At 72.2% G+C, this 17,582-nt stretch carries 17 protein-coding genes; 8 read left to right on the top strand and 9 right to left on the bottom strand.

The window, feature by feature from the left end:
• The first annotated feature begins 128 nt into the window (after positions 1-128).
• Positions 129-1,670 (top strand): AMP-binding protein, encoded by a 1,542-nt coding sequence (locus tag ACZ7MX_RS26435; RefSeq protein WP_472135717.1) that lies wholly within the window; start codon positions 129-131, stop codon positions 1,668-1,670.
• Between the two features lie 28 nt (positions 1,671-1,698).
• On the opposite strand, the gene ACZ7MX_RS26440 is transcribed toward ACZ7MX_RS26435, so the two are convergent.
• Together ACZ7MX_RS26440 and ACZ7MX_RS26445 are read right to left on the bottom strand one after the other, a co-directional pair.
• Positions 1,699-2,121 carry a RidA family protein gene (locus tag ACZ7MX_RS26440; RefSeq protein WP_472135718.1) on the bottom strand — a complete coding sequence of 141 codons (423 nt, stop codon included), beginning with the start codon at positions 2,119-2,121 and terminating at the stop codon, positions 1,699-1,701.
• A gap of 58 nt (positions 2,122-2,179) precedes the next feature.
• Entirely contained in the window at positions 2,180-3,169 is a 990-nt protein-coding gene (locus ACZ7MX_RS26445) for a zinc-dependent alcohol dehydrogenase family protein (RefSeq protein WP_472135719.1), read from the bottom strand.
• 208 nt (positions 3,170-3,377) lie between these two features.
• Between ACZ7MX_RS26445 and ACZ7MX_RS26450 the strand changes: the two genes are divergently transcribed.
• The 6 genes from ACZ7MX_RS26450 to ACZ7MX_RS26475 all read left to right on the top strand — a co-directional run bounded on the left by ACZ7MX_RS26450 (position 3,378) and on the right by ACZ7MX_RS26475 (position 10,366).
• Positions 3,378-4,301 carry an AraC family transcriptional regulator gene (locus ACZ7MX_RS26450; RefSeq protein WP_472135720.1) on the top strand — a complete coding sequence of 308 codons (924 nt, stop codon included), beginning with the start codon at positions 3,378-3,380 and terminating at the stop codon, positions 4,299-4,301.
• A gap of 140 nt (positions 4,302-4,441) precedes the next feature.
• Positions 4,442-6,064 (top strand): adenosine deaminase family protein, encoded by a 1,623-nt coding sequence (locus ACZ7MX_RS26455; protein ID WP_472135721.1) that lies wholly within the window; start codon positions 4,442-4,444, stop codon positions 6,062-6,064.
• 368 nt (positions 6,065-6,432) lie between these two features.
• The gene (locus ACZ7MX_RS26460) at positions 6,433-6,609 is read left to right on the top strand and encodes a hypothetical protein (protein ID WP_472135722.1); all 177 of its coding nucleotides are present in this window, start codon (positions 6,433-6,435) and stop codon (positions 6,607-6,609) included.
• Positions 6,606-8,255 carry an AMP-binding protein gene (locus ACZ7MX_RS26465; RefSeq protein ID WP_472135723.1) on the top strand — a complete coding sequence of 550 codons (1,650 nt, stop codon included), beginning with the start codon at positions 6,606-6,608 and terminating at the stop codon, positions 8,253-8,255. Before ACZ7MX_RS26460 ends, ACZ7MX_RS26465 begins: the two co-directional genes overlap by 4 nt.
• Before the next feature lie 94 nt (positions 8,256-8,349).
• Positions 8,350-9,552 carry a bifunctional glutamate N-acetyltransferase/amino-acid acetyltransferase ArgJ gene (gene argJ, locus ACZ7MX_RS26470; protein WP_472135724.1) on the top strand — a complete coding sequence of 401 codons (1,203 nt, stop codon included), beginning with the start codon at positions 8,350-8,352 and terminating at the stop codon, positions 9,550-9,552.
• Positions 9,553-9,670: 118 nt separating this feature from the next.
• Positions 9,671-10,366, top strand: coding sequence for an alpha/beta fold hydrolase (locus ACZ7MX_RS26475; RefSeq protein ID WP_472135725.1), 696 nt, complete (start codon positions 9,671-9,673; stop codon positions 10,364-10,366).
• A gap of 68 nt (positions 10,367-10,434) precedes the next feature.
• On the opposite strand, the gene ACZ7MX_RS26480 is transcribed toward ACZ7MX_RS26475, so the two are convergent.
• Genes ACZ7MX_RS26480 through ACZ7MX_RS26490 form a run of 3 tightly spaced genes read right to left on the bottom strand, consistent with a single transcriptional unit; the run spans position 10,435 to position 12,033 of the window.
• Complete coding sequence (locus tag ACZ7MX_RS26480) at positions 10,435-10,818, bottom strand: MmcQ/YjbR family DNA-binding protein (RefSeq protein WP_472135726.1); 384 nt, start codon at positions 10,816-10,818, stop codon at positions 10,435-10,437.
• A gap of 55 nt (positions 10,819-10,873) precedes the next feature.
• Complete coding sequence (locus ACZ7MX_RS26485) at positions 10,874-11,413, bottom strand: GNAT family N-acetyltransferase (RefSeq protein WP_472135727.1); 540 nt, start codon at positions 11,411-11,413, stop codon at positions 10,874-10,876.
• The gene (locus tag ACZ7MX_RS26490; protein ID WP_472135749.1) at positions 11,410-12,033 is read right to left on the bottom strand and encodes a short chain dehydrogenase; all 624 of its coding nucleotides are present in this window, start codon (positions 12,031-12,033) and stop codon (positions 11,410-11,412) included. Before ACZ7MX_RS26490 ends, ACZ7MX_RS26485 begins: the two co-directional genes overlap by 4 nt.
• A gap of 166 nt (positions 12,034-12,199) precedes the next feature.
• On the opposite strand from ACZ7MX_RS26490, the gene ACZ7MX_RS26495 reads away from it, so the two are divergent.
• Positions 12,200-13,210 (top strand): helix-turn-helix domain-containing protein, encoded by a 1,011-nt coding sequence (locus ACZ7MX_RS26495; RefSeq protein WP_472135728.1) that lies wholly within the window; start codon positions 12,200-12,202, stop codon positions 13,208-13,210.
• Here ACZ7MX_RS26495 and ACZ7MX_RS26500 read toward each other — a convergent pair.
• From ACZ7MX_RS26500 to ACZ7MX_RS26515, 4 genes are all read right to left on the bottom strand, one after another.
• Entirely contained in the window at positions 13,185-13,922 is a 738-nt protein-coding gene (locus ACZ7MX_RS26500) for a hypothetical protein (RefSeq protein ID WP_472135729.1), read from the bottom strand. The two genes, ACZ7MX_RS26495 and ACZ7MX_RS26500, sit on opposite strands and share 26 nt — an antisense overlap.
• Positions 13,923-14,512: 590 nt before the next feature.
• Positions 14,513-15,994: a catalase gene (locus ACZ7MX_RS26505; protein WP_472135730.1), complete on the bottom strand. Its 1,482-nt coding sequence runs from the start codon at positions 15,992-15,994 to the stop codon at positions 14,513-14,515.
• A gap of 194 nt (positions 15,995-16,188) precedes the next feature.
• Positions 16,189-17,397 (bottom strand): thiamine pyrophosphate-binding protein, encoded by a 1,209-nt coding sequence (locus ACZ7MX_RS26510; protein ID WP_472135731.1) that lies wholly within the window; start codon positions 17,395-17,397, stop codon positions 16,189-16,191.
• Between the two features lie 5 nt (positions 17,398-17,402).
• A partial coding sequence (locus ACZ7MX_RS26515) for an NAD-binding protein (RefSeq protein WP_472135732.1) occupies positions 17,403-17,582 on the bottom strand: 180 nt, incomplete at its 5' end.

A 17,582-nucleotide genomic window follows, 5' to 3' on the forward strand; every position in this document is an offset into this window, starting at 1 on the left:
CGCAAAGCGCGCAACGGCGAGCAACACCCGCGGCGGGACAGACAGCTACGTGGGCGGCGCAGCAAAGACGTACGTGGGACCCTCTCAGCTGGCGGTACCCGGTCCATCCGAAACACAGGAGAGCGCACATGCGGACACCGATGACGATCGCGGACTTCCTCGACCGTGCCGAGCTGGGCTTTCGGGGCAGTCCTGGTGTGGTCGACGAGCCGCGGCAGCCCGCCCCGCCGGTGCCCGTGGCGAGTTACGGGCGGTTCGCCGAACGGGTCCGTGCCTGGCAGGCGGGACTGGACGCCCTCGGGGTCGGTGAGGGCGAGCGGGTGGCCGTCGTGAGTCACAACTCCGCGCGTCTGCTGGAGCTGTTGTTCGCGGTGCCGATGAGCGGCCGTATCTGCGTCCCGGTGAACTTCCGCCTCAAGCCGGAAGAGGTCGACTACGTGGTGGCGCAGAGCGGGGCGTCGGTCCTCCTCGTGGATCCGGAGCTCGACGCCGGACTGTCCGCGGTCAAGGCGCCCCACCGCTTCGTCCTCGGCGAGCAGACGGAGACCGGGCTGATGCGGTTCGGGGTCGAGCCGCGCCCGTGGTCGCAGCCGGACGAGGACGCCACCGCGACGATCAACTACACCTCGGGTACCACCGCCCGCCCCAAGGGCGTACAGCTGACCCACCGCAACATCTGGGTCAACGGCATGACGTTCGGGCTGCACACCCGTGTGTGGGAAGGCGACGTCTACCTGCACACCCTGCCGATGTTCCACTGCAACGGCTGGGGAATGCCGTACGTGATGGCGGGTCTGGGCGTCAAGCAGGTGGTGCTGCGCAAGGTCGACGGCGCCGAGATCCTGCGGCGCGTCGACGAGCACGGGGTCACCCTCATGTGCGGTGCCCCCGCCGTCTGGAACATGGTGCTCGACGCGGCGGCGACCTGGGAGGGCGCGATCCCGGGCCGCGACCGCGTGCGGATCGTCTGCGCGGGGGCCCCGCCGCCGACCAGGACCATCCAGCGCGTGGAGGAGGAACTGGGCTGGGAGTTCACCCAGCTCTACGGCCTGACCGAGACCTCACCGATGCTCACCTTCAACCGCACCCGGCCGGCCGATGCCGCCCTCCCCGCCGAGGAACGGGCGCGCAAGCTGTCCCGTGCGGGGCTGCCCGCGCTGGGGGTGAAGCTGAAGGTCTCGGAGTCCGGTGAGGTCCTGGCCCGCTCCAACACGGTGCTCGACGGGTACTGGGACAAGCCGGAGGAGACGGCGGAGGCCCTGGAGGACGGCTGGTTCCACACCGGCGACGGCGGCACCCTCGACCCCGGCGACGGCCACCTCACCATCTCCGACCGGAAGAAGGACGTGATCATCACCGGCGGTGAGAACGTGTCGTCGATCGAGGTGGAGGACACGATCTTCAGCCACCCTGCGGTCGCCGAGGTCGCCGTCATCGGGGTGCCGCACGAGAAGTGGGGCGAGACGATCAAGGCCCTGGTGGTCCTCGCCGAGGGCGCGACGGCCGACGAGTCCGAGATCATCGCCCACTGCAAGCAGCACCTGGCCGGCTACAAGGCCCCGACCTCTGTGGAGTTCCGCGCGTCCATTCCGCGTACGGCCACCGGCAAGATCCAGAAGTTCAAGCTCCGGCAGCCGTATTGGGCCGGGATCGAGCGGGGGGTCAACTGAGGGGAGCGCTCCGCCGCCGGCCGGGCCGTCAGGTGGCGGCCGGCGGGGTCGGCCGTACGGCGATCGCGTCGACCTCGAACAGCATGCCGGGCAGCGCGAGAGCCGCGACCCCGCTCAGCGTCTGGGCCGGCAGCCGCTCCCCGAAGCGCGCATGCAGCGCCTTGCCGAGGACCTCCAGTTTGTCGGTGTCGTGGTCCACGACGTACGACCCGAGCCGGACGACGTGGTCGAAGCCGAGCCCGACGCCTTCGAGCGCCAACCGCAGCCGGTCGAAGGCGAGTTCCACCTGGGCGGCGAAGTCACCGGGCACCGGCGAGCCGGTGTCGTCGGACGCGTACTGGCCGGCGAGGAAGACGACTTCGCCGGGTGCCGAGGCGGCGTGGCTGTAACCGAACGGGGTGGGGTCGTGGAGAGTGGCCGGGTTGGTGATCGTGCGCAGGTCGCCTGTCATGATCAGGGGAACGTCCGGGGCTGCCTTCCCATTCCCCGGCCTGCGGGTTCGGGCAGGCCTAGTGGCCCACCGTCACCACGATCTTGCCGATCTGGCTGTTGGACTCCAGATGGCGGTGCGCCTCGACGATCTCCGCGAAGTCGAAGGTGCGGTCGATGGCCGGGGCCAGGGTGCCCGCCCGTAGGCCGGCGTCCAGGAAGTGCCAGATCCGGCGCCGCACCTCCGGGTCGCCGGTGACCTGGAGGTTGCCGTAACCGAGGATGCGCAGGGTCCAGTTGAGCGGCAGGGGCGCCGGCCTCGGGTCGAGCCAGCCGTAGACGATCAGCAGCCCGCCCGGTGCGACCGCCCGGGCGACCTCCGCCAGTCCGGGGCCGGACACCGGGTCGAAGACGATCTCGGCCCCGCGCCCGCCGGTGACCTCGGCGACCTGGTCGAGCAGCCCGCCCTCGTCGAGCGCGATCACCTGCGCCGCGCCGAGCTGCGCCAGTCGCTCCCGCTTCGCCGCGCTACGGGTGACGGCCACCGGGATCGCGCCGAGGTGGCGGGCTATCTGGATCGCCGCCACCCCCACGCTGCTGGAGGCGGCGGTGATCAGTACCGTGTCGCCCGGCCGCAGCCCGCCCTTCTCCACCAGCGCGCCGTAAGCGGTGCTGTACGACAGCCAGAGGGCGGCCGCCGTCGCCGCGTCCGTCCCGCCGGGGCGACGGAGCAGGCTGTCGGCCGACAGCCGCAGGTGGTCGCCGTACACGCCGTGGGTGCTCATGTCACCCGCGCCCGCCGTCAGCACCGGGTCGCCCACCGAGAAGCCGGTCACGCCTGCTCCGACCGCCAGCACCTCCCCGGCCGCCTCGTAGCCGATCCGGGACCCCGGGAGGGTGGGCCGGTAGTAGTAGCCGCCGGCACGGAACAGGGCCTCCGCCCGGTTGAGGCCGAGCGCGTCCACGCGGAGCAGCACCTCGCCCGGGCCGGGCGCACCGAGTTCCACATCCTCGATCCGCAGTACTTCCGGGCCGCCGAGCTCGTCGAACACCACGTGTTGGGCCATCATCACTGTGAATCCGTTCCTGTCATATTTCTGTCATGGGGCATGCGTGGCAATGCGTGGCAATGCGTGGCATGCGTAAATCACCGAGGGAGCAGGGGATTTCGCCTCCGTCGTGGAGGCGTGGATTCACCGTACGGAGAGCACGTACGCCGGGCCCATGCCACAACGTCTCGCGATCATGTGCAGGCGTCTCCTCGGTACGCTCACCGGCATGGACGTACTCAGCGACGCGATCACCGCGATGCGCGCCGGGCGGCCGCACGCCTCCCGCAAGCAGCGGAACGGATCGTGGGGCCTGCGCTTCCCGGCCACGACCGGCGTCGGTTTCCATGCCGTACTGGAGGGCTCCTGCTGGCTGCTGCCCGAGGACGGCAGCCCGCCCCTCCGGCTCACCGCCGGTGACCTCGCGTTCGTCCACGGCGTCGGGCACGGTCTGGCCGACGACCCGGGAACCCCGCTGGTCGAGGTCCGCCAGAACCCGGACGGCTCGTGGCCGCCCGGACCGGACACGCCCGACGACGGAACGCCCCGCACGCTGACGCTCTGCGGCGCCTACCGCCTGAACCGGTCCCGCCCCCACCCGCTGCTGACCTGCCTGCCCGGCGTGGTCCGGCTGCCCACCCACGGCCGGCCGCTGGGCGCGGTACTGGACCTGCTCCGCACCGAGACGGCCCACCCCCGGCCCGGGGCGGAGGCCGCCGTCTGCAACCTGCTCGACACCGCCCTGCTGTACATCCTGCGGGCCTGGTACGAGGAACACGCCGCGGCCACGAACGGCTGGGCGGTGGCCCTGCGCGACCCGGTGGTCGGACGGGCCCTGAGCGCGATCCACCACGATCCGGCGCACCCCTGGACGGTGGAGGAACTGGGCGCGGTGGCGGGCCTGTCCCGGGCGGCCTTCGCGAAACGCTTCACCGCTCTCGTCGGCGAGCCGCCGCTCGGCTATCTGACGTGGTGGCGGCTGACCCTGGCCGGCCGTCTGCTGCGCGAAGGGGACCAGCCGCTCCGCGTCATCGCCCAACGCTCCGGCTACACCTCGGAGTTCGCCTTTGCCAAGGCGTTCAAGCGGGAATACGGCACCGCCCCGGGCCGGTACCGGGCAGAGCCGCCGGTTCTCCTCGGCACCGCCGGCTGACGGCGCGACGGCATCTCCCCGGCCGACCGCCCCCCTGAAGTCCTCTCGCGGCCACTTCCGTCTCAGGCGTCACGCGTACGGTTCCCGTCCGGGGTAACTTGCCGAAAAGGGGCTTCGCGCGGCCTCGTCGAACCTTCACGATGGCGCTCGTGAATGGTGATCGCCATCGTGAAAGGGACCGTCGCCGGGCTCTTCGGGCCGCACTGGCCACCCTCAGCCTGCTGTCGCTCCTGTCCACCCTGCCCGCCGCCGCCCGGCCGACCAACTCCCGTACCCCGTCGGCGCCTTCCGTACGTCCGCGCTCCGCGGCCGAAGCGCGCACCGCGGCCTATCTGGAGTCCATCCGCCAGGAGCCGACCCGGCTCCGCGATTTCTTCCGGCGCCTGCCCAAAGGCGGTGATCTGCACAACCACCTGTCCGGCGCCGTCCCCACCGAGTACCTGATCGAACTCGCCGCCGAGGACGGACTGTGCATCGACGAGAAGACGATGACCGCGGTCGTGCCGCCGTGTGGTCCGGGGAAGCGGCCGGCTGCGGACGCCCGGACCGACCGGGGCTTCCATGACGCGCTGGTGCGCGCCTGGTCCATGCAGGACTTCCCGCCGGGCCGGTCGGGGCACGACCACTTCTTCGACGCCTTCGGGAAGTTCGGGGAGGTGACCTGGCGCCACCGCGGCAAGCTGCTGTCGAGGGTCGCCGACGACGTCGTCGCGCAGAACCAGTTCTACCTGGAAACGCTGGTCACCCCCGCCTCCGAGGAGGCCAAGCGCCTTGCCGACCAGGTGGGTTGGCAGGGCGACCTCGACCGAATGCACCGGGCGCTGGTCGCCGACGGCAAGCTGGACCGCCTGGTCGCCACCGCCCGCAAGGAGGCCGACGACGCGGACGCCGAGTTCCGTACCACCTCGCACTGCGGCACCTCCCGTCCCGCGCCCGGCTGCCGCCTGACGGTGCGCTGGAACGCCCAGGTGTCCCGGGGCAGCAGCCCCGAGCGGGTGTTCACGCAGATGGAGCTCGGCATGCGGCTGGCCGAGCAGGACCCGCGGTTCACCGCGGTCAACCTGGTGGCGCCCGAGGACTGGGACAGCTCGCTGCGCAACTACACCAGCCAGATGCGGATGCTCGACTTCCTGCGCCGCAGGTATCCGCGCGCACACCTCACCCTGCACGCCGGCGAGCTGTGGCCGGGCCTGGTCAAACCGGAAGACCTGAGGTTCCACATCCGCCAGGCGGTCACCCTCGCCCACGCCGAACGCATCGGCCACGGCGTCGACCTCGTCCACGAGGACAACTGGCAGGAACTGGCGAGGACCATGGCCGCCCGCCAGGTGGCCGTCGAGGTCCCCTTCACCAGCAACGCCCAGATCCTCGGCGTCAAGGGCGCCGAACACCCCTTCCCGACCTACCGCGCGTACGGGGTGGCGATCGTGCTGGCCACCGACGACCCCGGCATCTCCCGTATCGACATCTCCCACGAGTACCGGTACGCGTCCACGACGTACCACCTCGCATACGGCGAGCTGAAGGACCTGGCCCGGGCCTCACTGCAGTACGCCTTCCTGCCCGGCCGCAGCCTGTGGCGGGGCAATCCGACGCGGGACGGCTACCGGCCCGTCGACGCCTGCCGTGGCCGGCTCCCCGGCACCGGATCGCCCGGTGCCGCCTGCCGGCAGCTGCTCGCGTCCAGTCCCAAGGCGGCCGTCCAGTGGCGGCAGGAAGCCGCCTTCGCCTCCTTCGAGCGGCGCTTCACCACCCACCGCTGACCCGCTCCCCCTCCCGGCCTCGGCGCACCCGCTCGCAGCGGGGACGCCGGGGCCGTCCGCATGCGAGAGCCCGGAGAACCTCGAACTTTTCTTCGTGGGGCGAACGGATGGGTGGTTGTGGCTCCGCCCGGGCACGCCGGACGCCATCCTGTACACGGCGCGCACCGGGTGTCCTTGGAGCGGCTCGTCCCCTCGGGCGGGCAACCTTGCGGGTGTCATGGCAGCGATGGCCGATGTCGGGCTTCTGGGAGCAGCTGATGAACGCAGTGGTGGAGGCACCGGGGGAGGCGCCACCGGAGGGGGGAGTGAGGCATTGGCCCCTTGCGCCGCGGGGAGGCATCGGTCCCCGGCCGAGATGTTCGGAGACCATGAAGACGATCACCGAGCGCACCCACGAAGTTTTGGCCCCTTACCCGCGCATCCGGCGTCCCGAGGTCGCCGTCCTGCCGAAGACCGTCCCCGGCACCCCCAGCCGCAGTGAACTGCCCGCGCGCACCGCGCCGGGCGGCGGTGGTGCCGCGTACTGGGAGGAGAACCACCGATGAGCCCGTCGCACCAGGAGCTGTCGTACGCCAGCGGGGCCGCCGAGCGGCCGCTGCTCGGGCACACCATCGGCGCCGACCTGGCCCGCACCATCGCCCGGTGCGGTGACCGTGAGGCGCTGGTCGAGCGGGCCAGCGGCCGCCGCTGGACCTATGCCGAACTCGGCCGGGCCGTCGACGAGGTGGCGCTCGGCCTGCTCGCCAAGGGGGTCGGCAAGGGCGACCGGGTCGGGATCTGGGCGCCCAACTGCGCCGAATGGGTGCTCGTCCAGTACGCCACCGCCAAGATCGGCGCCATCCTCGTCAACGTCAACCCGGCCTACCGGGTGCACGAGTTGGCGTACGTCCTCCAGCAGGCCGGCATCACCGTGCTGGTCTCCGTGCCCCGGCACCGCACGAGCGACTACCGCCGGATGATCGAGCAGGTCCGCGCCGAAAGCCCGGCGCTGCGCGATGTGGTCTACATCGGCGACCCCACCTGGGGCGGCCTGCTGGCCGCCGGCGCCGGCGTCCCGCACACCCGGCTCGCCGAGTGCGAGAAGGCGCTGACCGCGGACGACCCGGTCAACATCCAGTACACCTCGGGCACCACCGGCTTCCCCAAGGGCGCCACCCTCTCGCACCACAACATCCTCAACAACGGCTACTGGGTGGCCGAGACGCTCGGCTACACCGAAGCGGACCGGGTCTGTCTGCCGGTGCCCTTCTACCACTGCTTCGGCATGGTCATGGGCAACCTCGGCATCACCTCGCACGGCGGCTGCATCGTCATCCCGGCCCCCGCCTTCGACGCCGGAGCCACCCTCCAGGCCGTCCAGGACGAGCGCTGCACCTCGCTCTACGGCGTGCCCACCATGTTCATCGCCGAGCTCAACCACCCGGACTTCGCCGATTACGACCTGACCTCCCTCCGCACCGGCATCATGGCGGGCTCGCCCTGCCCCGAGGAGGTCATGAAGCGGGTGATCTCCGAGATGCACATGGCCGAGGTCGCCATCTGCTACGGCATGACCGAGACCTCACCGGTCTCCACCCAGACCCGCCGCGACGACGACCTGGAGCACCGCACCGCGACGGTGGGACGGGTGCTGCCGCACATCGAGGTCAAGGTCGTCGACCCGGCGAACGGGGTGACCGTGCCGCGCGGCACCCCGGGCGAGCTGTGCACCCGCGGCTACAGCGTGATGCTCGGCTACTGGGAGGAGCCCGAGCGCACCGCCGAGGTCATCGACCCGGCCCGCTGGATGCACACCGGCGACCTCGCCGTGATGAACGACGACGGCTACGTCCGGATCGTCGGCCGCATCAAGGACATGATCATCAGGGGCGGTGAGAACGTCTATCCGCGGGAGATCGAGGAGTTCCTTTACACCCACCCCAAGATCGCCGATGTCCAGGTGGTCGGCGTCCCCGACGACAAGTACGGCGAGGAGATCGCGGCCTGCGTCATCCTCCGCGACCCCCAGGACCCGCTCACCCGCGACGAGTTGGCCCGCTACTGCCGCTCCCGCCTCGCCCACTACAAGGTGCCGCGCTACCTGGAGATCCTCGACGCCTTCCCGATGACCGTCAGCGGCAAGGTTCGCAAGGTCGAGCTGCGCGAACGGCTGGCGGAGGGGGTGGGGAAGGCGGGGAAGGTGGCGCCCTGACCGGTTCTCAGCGGTGAGGCGTGGCCCGGGTGGGGCCGTCCGGTGCTCCGTAAATCACTGGACGCCCCTGCGCCTAGCCGTAAAGATATGCGCCATGTCGCATACAAATGCAGAGCTGTCCGGCGTGGGGACCGACTCCCTCTCCTGGCCGACCGGCTTCCGCGCCTACACCGGCCACGGCGGGCTGCGTGACCAGGGCGATGACATCTCGGTCGTCGCCTCGGACCGCCCGGCGGTCAGCGCCGCCATGTTCACCCGGAGCCTCTTCGCCGGCCCCGCCGTGGTGCTCAGCCGCGCGCACGCCGCCGGGCGGGACCTGCGTGCCGTCACCACGCTGGCGCAGAACGCCAACGTCGCCACCGGGCGCCAGGGCGAGGCCAACGCCGCCGAAGTCGTCGGCCGGGTCGCCGCCCTCCTGGGCATCGAGGACCGCCAGGTGCTCATCGGGTCCACCGGAGTCATCGGGCGCCCGCTGCCGATGGACACGATCCGCGCCCACTTCGACGGCGCGGCAGGGCTCGGTCCCGGAGCCTTCGGGGCCGGGCCGCTGGACGTGGCCCGCGCCATGATGACCACCGACACCCGCCCGAAGGCCGCCGTCCGTACGGTCGGCGCCGCGCGGATCGTCGGTGTCGCCAAGGGCGTCGGCATGCTGGAGCCGAACATGGCCACGATGCTGGCCTACCTCTTCACCGACGCCGAACTGCCGGCGGACGACCTGGACACGGCGCTGCGCACGGCCGTCGACCGGACCTTCCACTGCCTGAGCGTCGACACGGACACCTCCACCTCCGACACCGTCGCGGTACTCGCCAACGGTGCGGCCGGGCCCGTCGGCACGGCGGAGTTCACCGCGGCGCTCACCGACCTGTGCCTGGACCTCACCCGGCAGCTCGCGAGCGACGGGGAGGGCGCGACCAAGCTCCTGCGCGTCACGGTCGGCCGGGCGCGGGACGAGGCCCAGGCCCGGCGCATCGCCAAGAGCGTGGTGAACTCACCCCTGGTCAAGACGGCCGTACACGGAGCCGATCCCAACTGGGGCCGGGTGGTGATGGCCATCGGCAAGAACACCGACGAACGCGACATCACACCGGACCGCGTCACGGTCGCGTTCGGCGGCATCGAGGTGTATCCCGAGGAGCCCACACCGGAGACGCTGGACGCGCTCACCGAGGCCATGCGGCAGCCCGAGGTCCCGATCGCCATCACCCTCGGCCTGGGAACCGCCGAAGCGACCGCCTACGGCTGCGACCTGTCCGCCGGCTACGTCCGGGTCAACGCGGACTACACCACCTGAACGACTGCACCACCTGAAGGCTGCTCCACCTGACCGGGGTCCAGCCCGCCGCCCGGTCGACCCGGCGCCGGCGGAACCGCGGCACCGGATTGTCAGTGGTCGCCGCTACGTTGCAGGCATGACCGCATTCGTATTGGTGGCAGGGACGTGGCTCGGATCGTGGGCGTGGGAGGAGGTGGCGGCGGAGCTGCGGGCGGCCGGGCACGCCGTCCATCCCGTGACGCTGTCCGGAGTCGCCGAGAAGCAGGGTGTACCGGCCGGGCAGCGGACGCACGTCCAGGACATCGTCGAGGAGATCGAACGGCGTGATCTGCGTGAGGTCGTCCTGGTGGGGCACAGCTATGCGGGCATACCGGTCGGCCAGGCCGCCGAGCGGATCGGTGACCGGCTGGCCCGCGTGGTGTTCGTCGACTCCGCCGTCCCGGCCGACGGCGGGTCCTTCGTGTCCGCCTGGCCGAGCGGCCGCGCGATGGTGGAGGCGTCCATAGCCGAGACCGGAGGTTTCTGGGCGCCCCTCACCGCGGCGGACTACGCGGGTCAGGGCCTCGACGACGACCAGATCGCGCGGATCGTGGGCGGCTCGACGCCGCACCCGGGCGCCACCCTCACCGAGCCCGCCGTGCTGGCCCGCCCGCTCGGCGACCTGCCGGCGACGTACGTCAAGTGCCTGCTGGACGGCCCCGAACCGAGCGATGAGGTGGCCGACCTGCTGAAGAGCGAGCACTGGCGGCTGGTCGAGCTGGACACCGGCCACTGGCCGATGTTCTCCCGACCGCGGGAACTGGCCCGCATACTCGTCGACGAGTGCCGGTGAGTCACCGGTCGCGCCGGCGCGGACGACACACCGCCTCCTGTGCGGCCGAGTTCGCCCCCTCGGGGCGGTCAGCGCTGCCGTGACTCACCCGGCCAGTCGAGCAGCAGTCGCTGGGCCCGCGGCAGCGAGGCGACCACCAGGTCGTAGGAGTCCTCGATCATGTCGTGGACGAGTTGATCGGGCAGCGCACCGGCCAGGGAAACGGTGTTCCAGTGCCGCTTGTTGAGGTGGTAGCCGGGCACCACTTCCGGGTGGACCGCCCGCAGCCGTTCGGCCAGCTCCGGGTCGCACTTGAGGCTCACGCTGAGCGGTGTGTCGGTGAGCGTCGTCAGCGCGAAGATCTTGCCGCCGACCTTGAAGGTGCAGACGTCCTGGTGGCGCGGGAAGGGGAACTCCTCGGTCGCACCGTTGAAGGCCAGGCAGTAGTCCCGGAGCGCATGCGCGTCGATCATGCCCTCATTATGGGCGGGTGACGTTCGTGACCGCCGCCCGTCTCCTGATGCACCGTCAGCTGGTCCCGTGTCCGCCGGCCGGTCGCATGCTCGGCTCGCGGCGCATGCACACCCGCGGCCAGCGGTCCAGGCCCAGCGCCGCTTCCTGGGCCCGTACCGCCCTGAGCCCGGGGGGCAGTTCGGCGTCGCCGAGCACCCGGAAGCCGAGGCGGGCGTAGTACGGCGCGTTCCACGGCACCTCGGTGAAGGTGGTCAGGGTGAGCGGCACCGGGCCGCCGTCGCGCTCCGCCCGGTCGATGAGGGCCCGCCCGATGCCCCGGCGGGCGTGCTCCGGGTGCACCGACACCTGCTCGATGTGGGTGCACCCGTCGACCGGCTCCCAGAGGAGATAGCCGATCGGCCGGCCGCCCCGCCCGGGCCCCTCGTAAGCGGCCAGGGCCCGGCCCGCGCGCCGGAATCGCGTCAGCTCGGCCGGTGAGAGCGGTTCGTCGTCCGCGACCGGGGCCATGCCCAGGTGGCGGAAGGGCTCGCCGGCGGCGCGCTCCAGGGCGCGCAGCAGGGGGAGTTCGGCGGGTGACGGGGCAGAGATGATCACTCCACCAGTGTCGTCGGTTCCGCCGGGCCGGGCGAACGGGTTTCCGCGGCCCGCGGGACGTGCGCGTCGAGGAGGCCGACGTACTCGCGGGCCACCTCGTCCGCGGGCGTGCCGTCGGCCGGGTCCAGGCCGAGACCGGCGAGGGTTTCGGAGATCCAGCCGGGGCTGACCACGTCGAGCCGTAGCCCGCGGGGGAGTTCGACGGCCGCGGCCCGTACGAAGGCGTCCAGGCCGGCGTTGACCAGTGCGCCGAAGGCTCCGCCCGGTGTCGGCTCGGTGAAGGTTCCGCTGGTCAGGATGATCGCACCACCGTCCCGCAGCTGGTGCAGCGCACGCCGGACGAGGTGGACCTGACCGAGGAGTTTGCCCTCCAGGCCCGTGGTGAACTCGTCGTCGCAAGGGGAGTCCAGGGGCGTCAGCCGGCCGCTCGCGGCGCAGCAGATCACGGCGTCCACGTCCCGTACGGCGGCGAAGAGCGCGTCGAGGGAGGCCGGATCGGCCAGGTCGACCGGGACCGGCCCGCGGCGCGCGGCCCGCACGACCTCATGGCCGCCGGCCGTCAGCCGGCGGGCGACCGCACTGCCGAGCGTGCCGGTCGCGCCGATGACGATGATCTTCAGGGGGCTCTTCGGAGGGGTCTTCAGAAGCATGGGCACGATGCTGCCGCGCCGCCGCGCGGCTACCCAGCCCCCTGTGAAGGGCAGGAACGCCGTGCCTACCCCTGCCAGGTGCAGGCTGCGTCCGCCCCGGCGCGCCGGGCGGATGAGCCCCCGGCACACTGAACACATGGATGAGCGACCGGACTTGGGGGAGTTCCTGCGGAGCCGGCGGGCGCGGCTCGCCCCGCGGGACGTCGGGCTGCCGGACTACGGCGGCCGGCGGCGGGTGCCGGGGCTGCGCCGGGAGGAGCTGGCGCGGCTCGCCGGGATCAGTCCGGGCTACTACACCCGGCTGGAGCAGGGCACCGGCGCCGCCGGCGCCTCGGACGCGGTCCTGGACGCGCTCGCCCGGGTGCTGCGGCTGGACGGGACCGAACGGCGGCATCTGTACGGGCTGGCCCGGCCCGGCGGCGGCAGCGGAGCCGACCGGGAAGCGGCCGTCGAGGAGCGGCTGCGTCCTTCCGTACGGAACATGATCGCGTCGCTGGGGGCCACCCCGGCGCTGGTGCTGGGCCGGTTCGTGGACGTGCTCGCCTGGAACCGTGCGGGGCATGCACTGCTGGCCGGGCACCTGCCGTTCGACGCCCCGGACGCCCCGGACGCCCCGGACGCCCCGGACGCCCCGGACGTCCTCGGTGCTCCGGGTGCTCCAGGTGTCCCGGATCCGCGGGGTGCCCCCAGTACCCCGGAGGCCCGCGTCGCCCCCGCGCGGCCGAATGTCGCGCGGATGATGTTCCTCGATCCGCACACCCGGGCGCTGTACCCGGACCGGGCGGCCAAGAGCCGTGACACGGTCGGCGATCTGCGGTTGATCGCCGGACGGTGGCCCGGCGCGCCGCGGCTCAACGGACTGATTGCCGAACTCCGCCGGGAGAGCGCGGAGTTCGAGGCTCTGTGGGCCGCGCACCCGGTGCGTACCTGCGCCACCCATACCCGGGACTACCGCCATCCGGTCGTCGGTCGGCTCACGCTCACCGACGAGCTGCTGGCCCTGCCGGACGACCCGGGGCAGCGGGTGGTGATCTATCACGCCGAACCGGGTTCGCCGTCCGCCGGCGCGCTGCGGCGGCTCGCCGGCGGGGTCGGTGACGGCGGTGCGGCGGACGGTGGGCTCACGGCCGTGGCGCGCCGTATTTGATCAGCTCGTCGGCCGGGTCGTTGACCGGCTGCGGGGTGCCCGTGAGGTCCATGACGAACAGCGGGATGTGCAGTTCGTCGGCGCGCGTCCGGGCGTCCCTGGCGTAGCCGGCGAGCGAGAAGAAGACCGCGATGGCCGAGTCGTTGAGGCCGTTGAGCCAGACGCACTCGATCTCGCGGAGCTGGGTGGCACGGGTGGTCGGGTCGACCTGGGCCACCACGCCGGTGCCCCGCAGGTCCACGCCGGCGGCGGTGCGTTCCTGGGTCCGGGCGACGTCGGCGTAGCCCAGCCACTTCAGATACTGCTGGGCGGCGGTGACGCAGTCCCGGGCGGTACGGATCGTCACCGGGCGGAAGGCCGGCCGGAGGACCGCGCGCCGGGGCTCGGCGACGGGTGGTGCCTCGGGGGCCGGCCGCGCGGGCGAGGGGAAGTTCGGCGGGGGCGGGGTGGGCGCCGGGACGACCGGGACCCGGACCACCGTGCCGCACACGCAGCCGGACTCCGGCGCCGGCCATTCGTCGTGCCGTCCGCACACGTCGCAGCGCACCTCCACCCAGGACGCCTGCCAGGTGCGGTGGAGTATCTCGACCGGCACCCCGCCGCGCAGCACGGGCATGGTCAGCGGGGCACCGCATGCGCACGGGAAGGTGGGCGGGGTGAAAGCGTTCTCGCGGCGGCACGTGGGGCACCGCACCGGCACGCTGTCGGCCATGGTCGGCTCCTGGCGGTAGGGCGGCAGGCAGTTGGGTTCTGCTGCTGTCCCATAGTCTCCGTAAACAAGGGCGCCGTGGGGGGAATTACGGCGAGAGGGCGCGGGGCGGGAAGATTCCGCGGAGGAAACCACGGCGCACGCGGCGCGCACGGCGGCGCACGGCGGCGTACGCAACGGAGTCGGCCGGCGGGGGCGTCAGGAGCGGGGCCGACAGGGCCAGGGCCCCGGCATGAACACAAGGCTCTCCATGACACAAGGCTCTGGCATGACACAAGGCTCTTGCCATGACACAAGGCCCGGGATCCGTGACCGTACGGATGCCGGGCCCTGTGCGGTGGTTCCCGTCCGGCAGGGCGAGAGTTGGGCGCGACGGGACATCGCACTGCCGGACGGAGTCTGGGGGAGGGGTTGAGGAAGAGGGAGCAGGCGGGCTCCGCGGTGCGGGGAGGTGGCTCGCCCTTCCTGTCGGGCGAGCACTGCCACCGCACTGGGCTCCCCGGTGACCGCGGAGCTCGCGCTACCTCTCCGTACCGGCCGACCACCCCTCAACGGGCCGGCCGGTACGGAGTGCGCAAGGGGCTGACCTCCCGTCAGTCCTCGCGCAGCTCGCGGACCCTGGCCTCGACGCGCTGGCCGTAGTCCTGGTCGGCGGCGTGGAAGTGGGCGAGGTTCTTCTCGATCACGTCGTCGCGGCTGACCTGGGAGAGGCCGCCGGCGATGTTGTCCACCAGGCGCTTCTTCTCGTCCTCGGACATCAGGCGGTAGAGCTCGCCGGCCTGGAAGAAGTGGTCGTCCTTGGTGTGCAGCGGCGCCTCGTGGGTGCCGGTGTGGCCGGCGAGGGCGAGCGGGGCGGAGAGCGCCTCGTTCGTCTGCACGGGGCCGCCGTAGGAGTTCGGCTCGTAGTTCTTGGCGTGCCGGTCGTAGGCGTTGGTCGCCATGAGACCGTCCCGGCCGTAGTTGTTGGCCTTCCCACCAGAAACAGCCTTGGGGGCGTTCACCGGCAGCTGGGTGTGGTTGACGCCCAGGCGGTAGCGGTGCGCGTCGGCGTAGGCGAACAGCCGGCCCTGGAGCATCTTGTCCGGGGACGGGCCGATGCCGGGCACGAAGTTGTTCGGCGAGAAGGCGGCCTGCTCGACCTCGGCGAAGACGTTGTCGGGGTTGCGGTCCAGGACCAGCCGGCCGACCCGCTGCAGCGGGTAGTCCGCGTGCGGCCACACCTTCGTCAGGTCGAACGGGTTGAAGCGGTAGTCGGCCGCCTCGGCCGCCGGCATGATCTGCACGTAGAGCGTCCAGGAGGGGTACACGCCCCGCTCGATGGACTGCAGCAGGTCGGTCTGGTGGCTGTTGGGGTCCTTGCCGGCCAGCTCGGCGCCCTGCTCGCTGCTCAGGCAGCGGATGCCCTGGTTGGTCTTGAAGTGGTACTTGACGAAGAAGGCCTCACCCTCGGCGTTCGTCCACTGGTAGGTGTGCGAGCCGTAGCCGTTCATGTGGCGGTAGGAGGCCGGGATGCCGCGGTCGCCCATCAGCCAGGTGATCTGGTGGGTGGCCTCGGGGGCGTGTGCCCAGAAGTCCCAGACGTTGTCCGGCTCCTGCTTGCCGGTGAAGGGGTCGCGCTTCTGCGAGTGGATGAAGTCGGGGAACTTGATCGGGTCCTTGATGAAGAACACCGGGGTGTTGTTGCCGACGAGGTCGTAGTTACCCTCCTCGGTGTAGAACTTCAGGGCGAAGCCGCGCGGGTCGCGGGCCGCGTCCGGGCCGCCGAGGCTGTCGGCGACGGTCGAGAAGCGAAGGAACGTCTCGGTCCGCTTGCCGACGGTGTTCAGGAAGTCGGCCCGGGTGAAGGCCGTGACGTCGTCGGTCACCTCGAAGTAGCCGTACGCGCCGGACCCGCGGGCGTGCACGACGCGCTCCGGGATGCGCTCGCGGTTGAAGCGGGCGAGCTTCTCCAGCAGGTGCTGGTCCTGGAGGATGATCGGGCCGCCGACGCCGGCGGTGGATGAGTTCTGGTTGTCGGCGACGGGGGCGCCAGCCTCCGTAGTGAGAACGCGCGCCGTCGGCGTGGGCTTCGACATGGTGACCTTCCGTACGAGAGCGCGGAAGTTGACTTCCGCATGTCGGAGCGTAAGAAGAGCTCCGACCAAACGTCAACAGTTTGTTGAAACAAACCTGGGTGGGTATTCCGGGCGGCGGCCGCGCCTGGGCGCGACAGGACAGGTGTCAGCGCAGCCACCGCCCGGAAGTTCGGGGGCCGGACCTCGGCAGGTGCCTAGGGTCCGTGGGGGTACTCGTGCACCGGCTCGGCGGCCGGGCCGACGGGAAGGCGTGCCGGCGGACCGATACGGACGTCGACCAGTACCGGCCGCCGGGTGGAGACGGCCTCCTTGCGGGCCCACTCGACCGCCGTGCGCAGCTCCGCCGGATCGACGACGTCCCGGCCCGCGCAGCCGTACGCCTCGGCGAGCCTCACGGGGTCCGCGAAGTCCTCGCCGGCCCGGTCCGGGGTGTGCAGGAGGAGCACCATCGGGGCGTCGAAGCGTGCCGCGGCAGCCAGTTCCCCGGACAGGGCCGGGAACCCGTCGCCGTCCACGACCACGACGACCTCGGCGTCCCGCTCACCCCGGCCGTCCAGGGCCTTGCGGACCCCGATCGCGGCCGGCACCTCCCAGCCGGGCGGACCGCTGCGGCCGTAGAGGTGCCGCAACCGGGGGCCGCCCGGACCGACCGCGGACGGTGCTGCCAGAGGGCCGCTGACCAGGTACGTGTCCGGCGCGGTGGCCGGGCCGTGGCCGGCCCCGAAGACCGCGCCGAGCTCCGTCAGGAACCAGGGCGGCGCCCCGCGGACGGTACCGGGGTCGGCAGGCCCACCACGGTCCGCCGTCAGGCCCGCGGGCGCCACCGCCCTGGCCGGCGGGGCGGACCACCGGCCGCCACCGGTGGCCCGCCCCGCGTCGGATGCGATCTCCGTCCCGGCCAGATCGGCCGGAACGTCGATCAGCACCGGGCCGGGGCGGCCCTCCCGCGCGATCCGGAAGGCCTCACGGAAAGCCCCCGGGATGCGCGCGGGATCCTCGATCCGCTCGGCCCGCTTGGTGACCGCAGCGGCCAGCCGGACCAGGTCCGGCGGGCGGTGGGCCGCCCGGCGCGGCGGCCCGGCGGCGGTCGGCCGGCCGGTGAGGCACACCAGCGGGACCGCGTCCTCGGCCGTCGCGCACAGACCGGCGACCAGCCGGGCCGCTCCCGGCCCCGCGGCCACCGCGACGACCCCGGGCCGCCCGCTCGTCCGGGCCCAGCCGTCGGCCATGTGCACGGCGGACTCGGCATGGCGCACCGGCAGGTGGGCGATACCGCCGGCCTCCTCCATCGCCGCGTACAGCGGGAGCAGCGGGCCACCGGGGCAGCCGAAGACGAGGTCGACGCCCTCGTCCCGCAGGATCCGCACGGCCGCCCGTGCGGCGGGAATCCGCTGCGCCGCCATGGACGTCAGGCCCCGGTCGAGTGTCCGGAGAGGCGTTCGACGCCGCGGAGGAGGGCAGAGTGGTCGAGGCCGCCGTCGCCTTGGGCGCGCAGGGAGGCGACGAGTTGGGCGACGACGGAGCCGACGGGCAGGGCGGCGCCGACGGTGCGGGCGGCGTCGGTGACGATGCCCATGTCCTTGTGGTG

Source organism: Streptomyces sp. NPDC107765 (assembly GCF_055657085.1).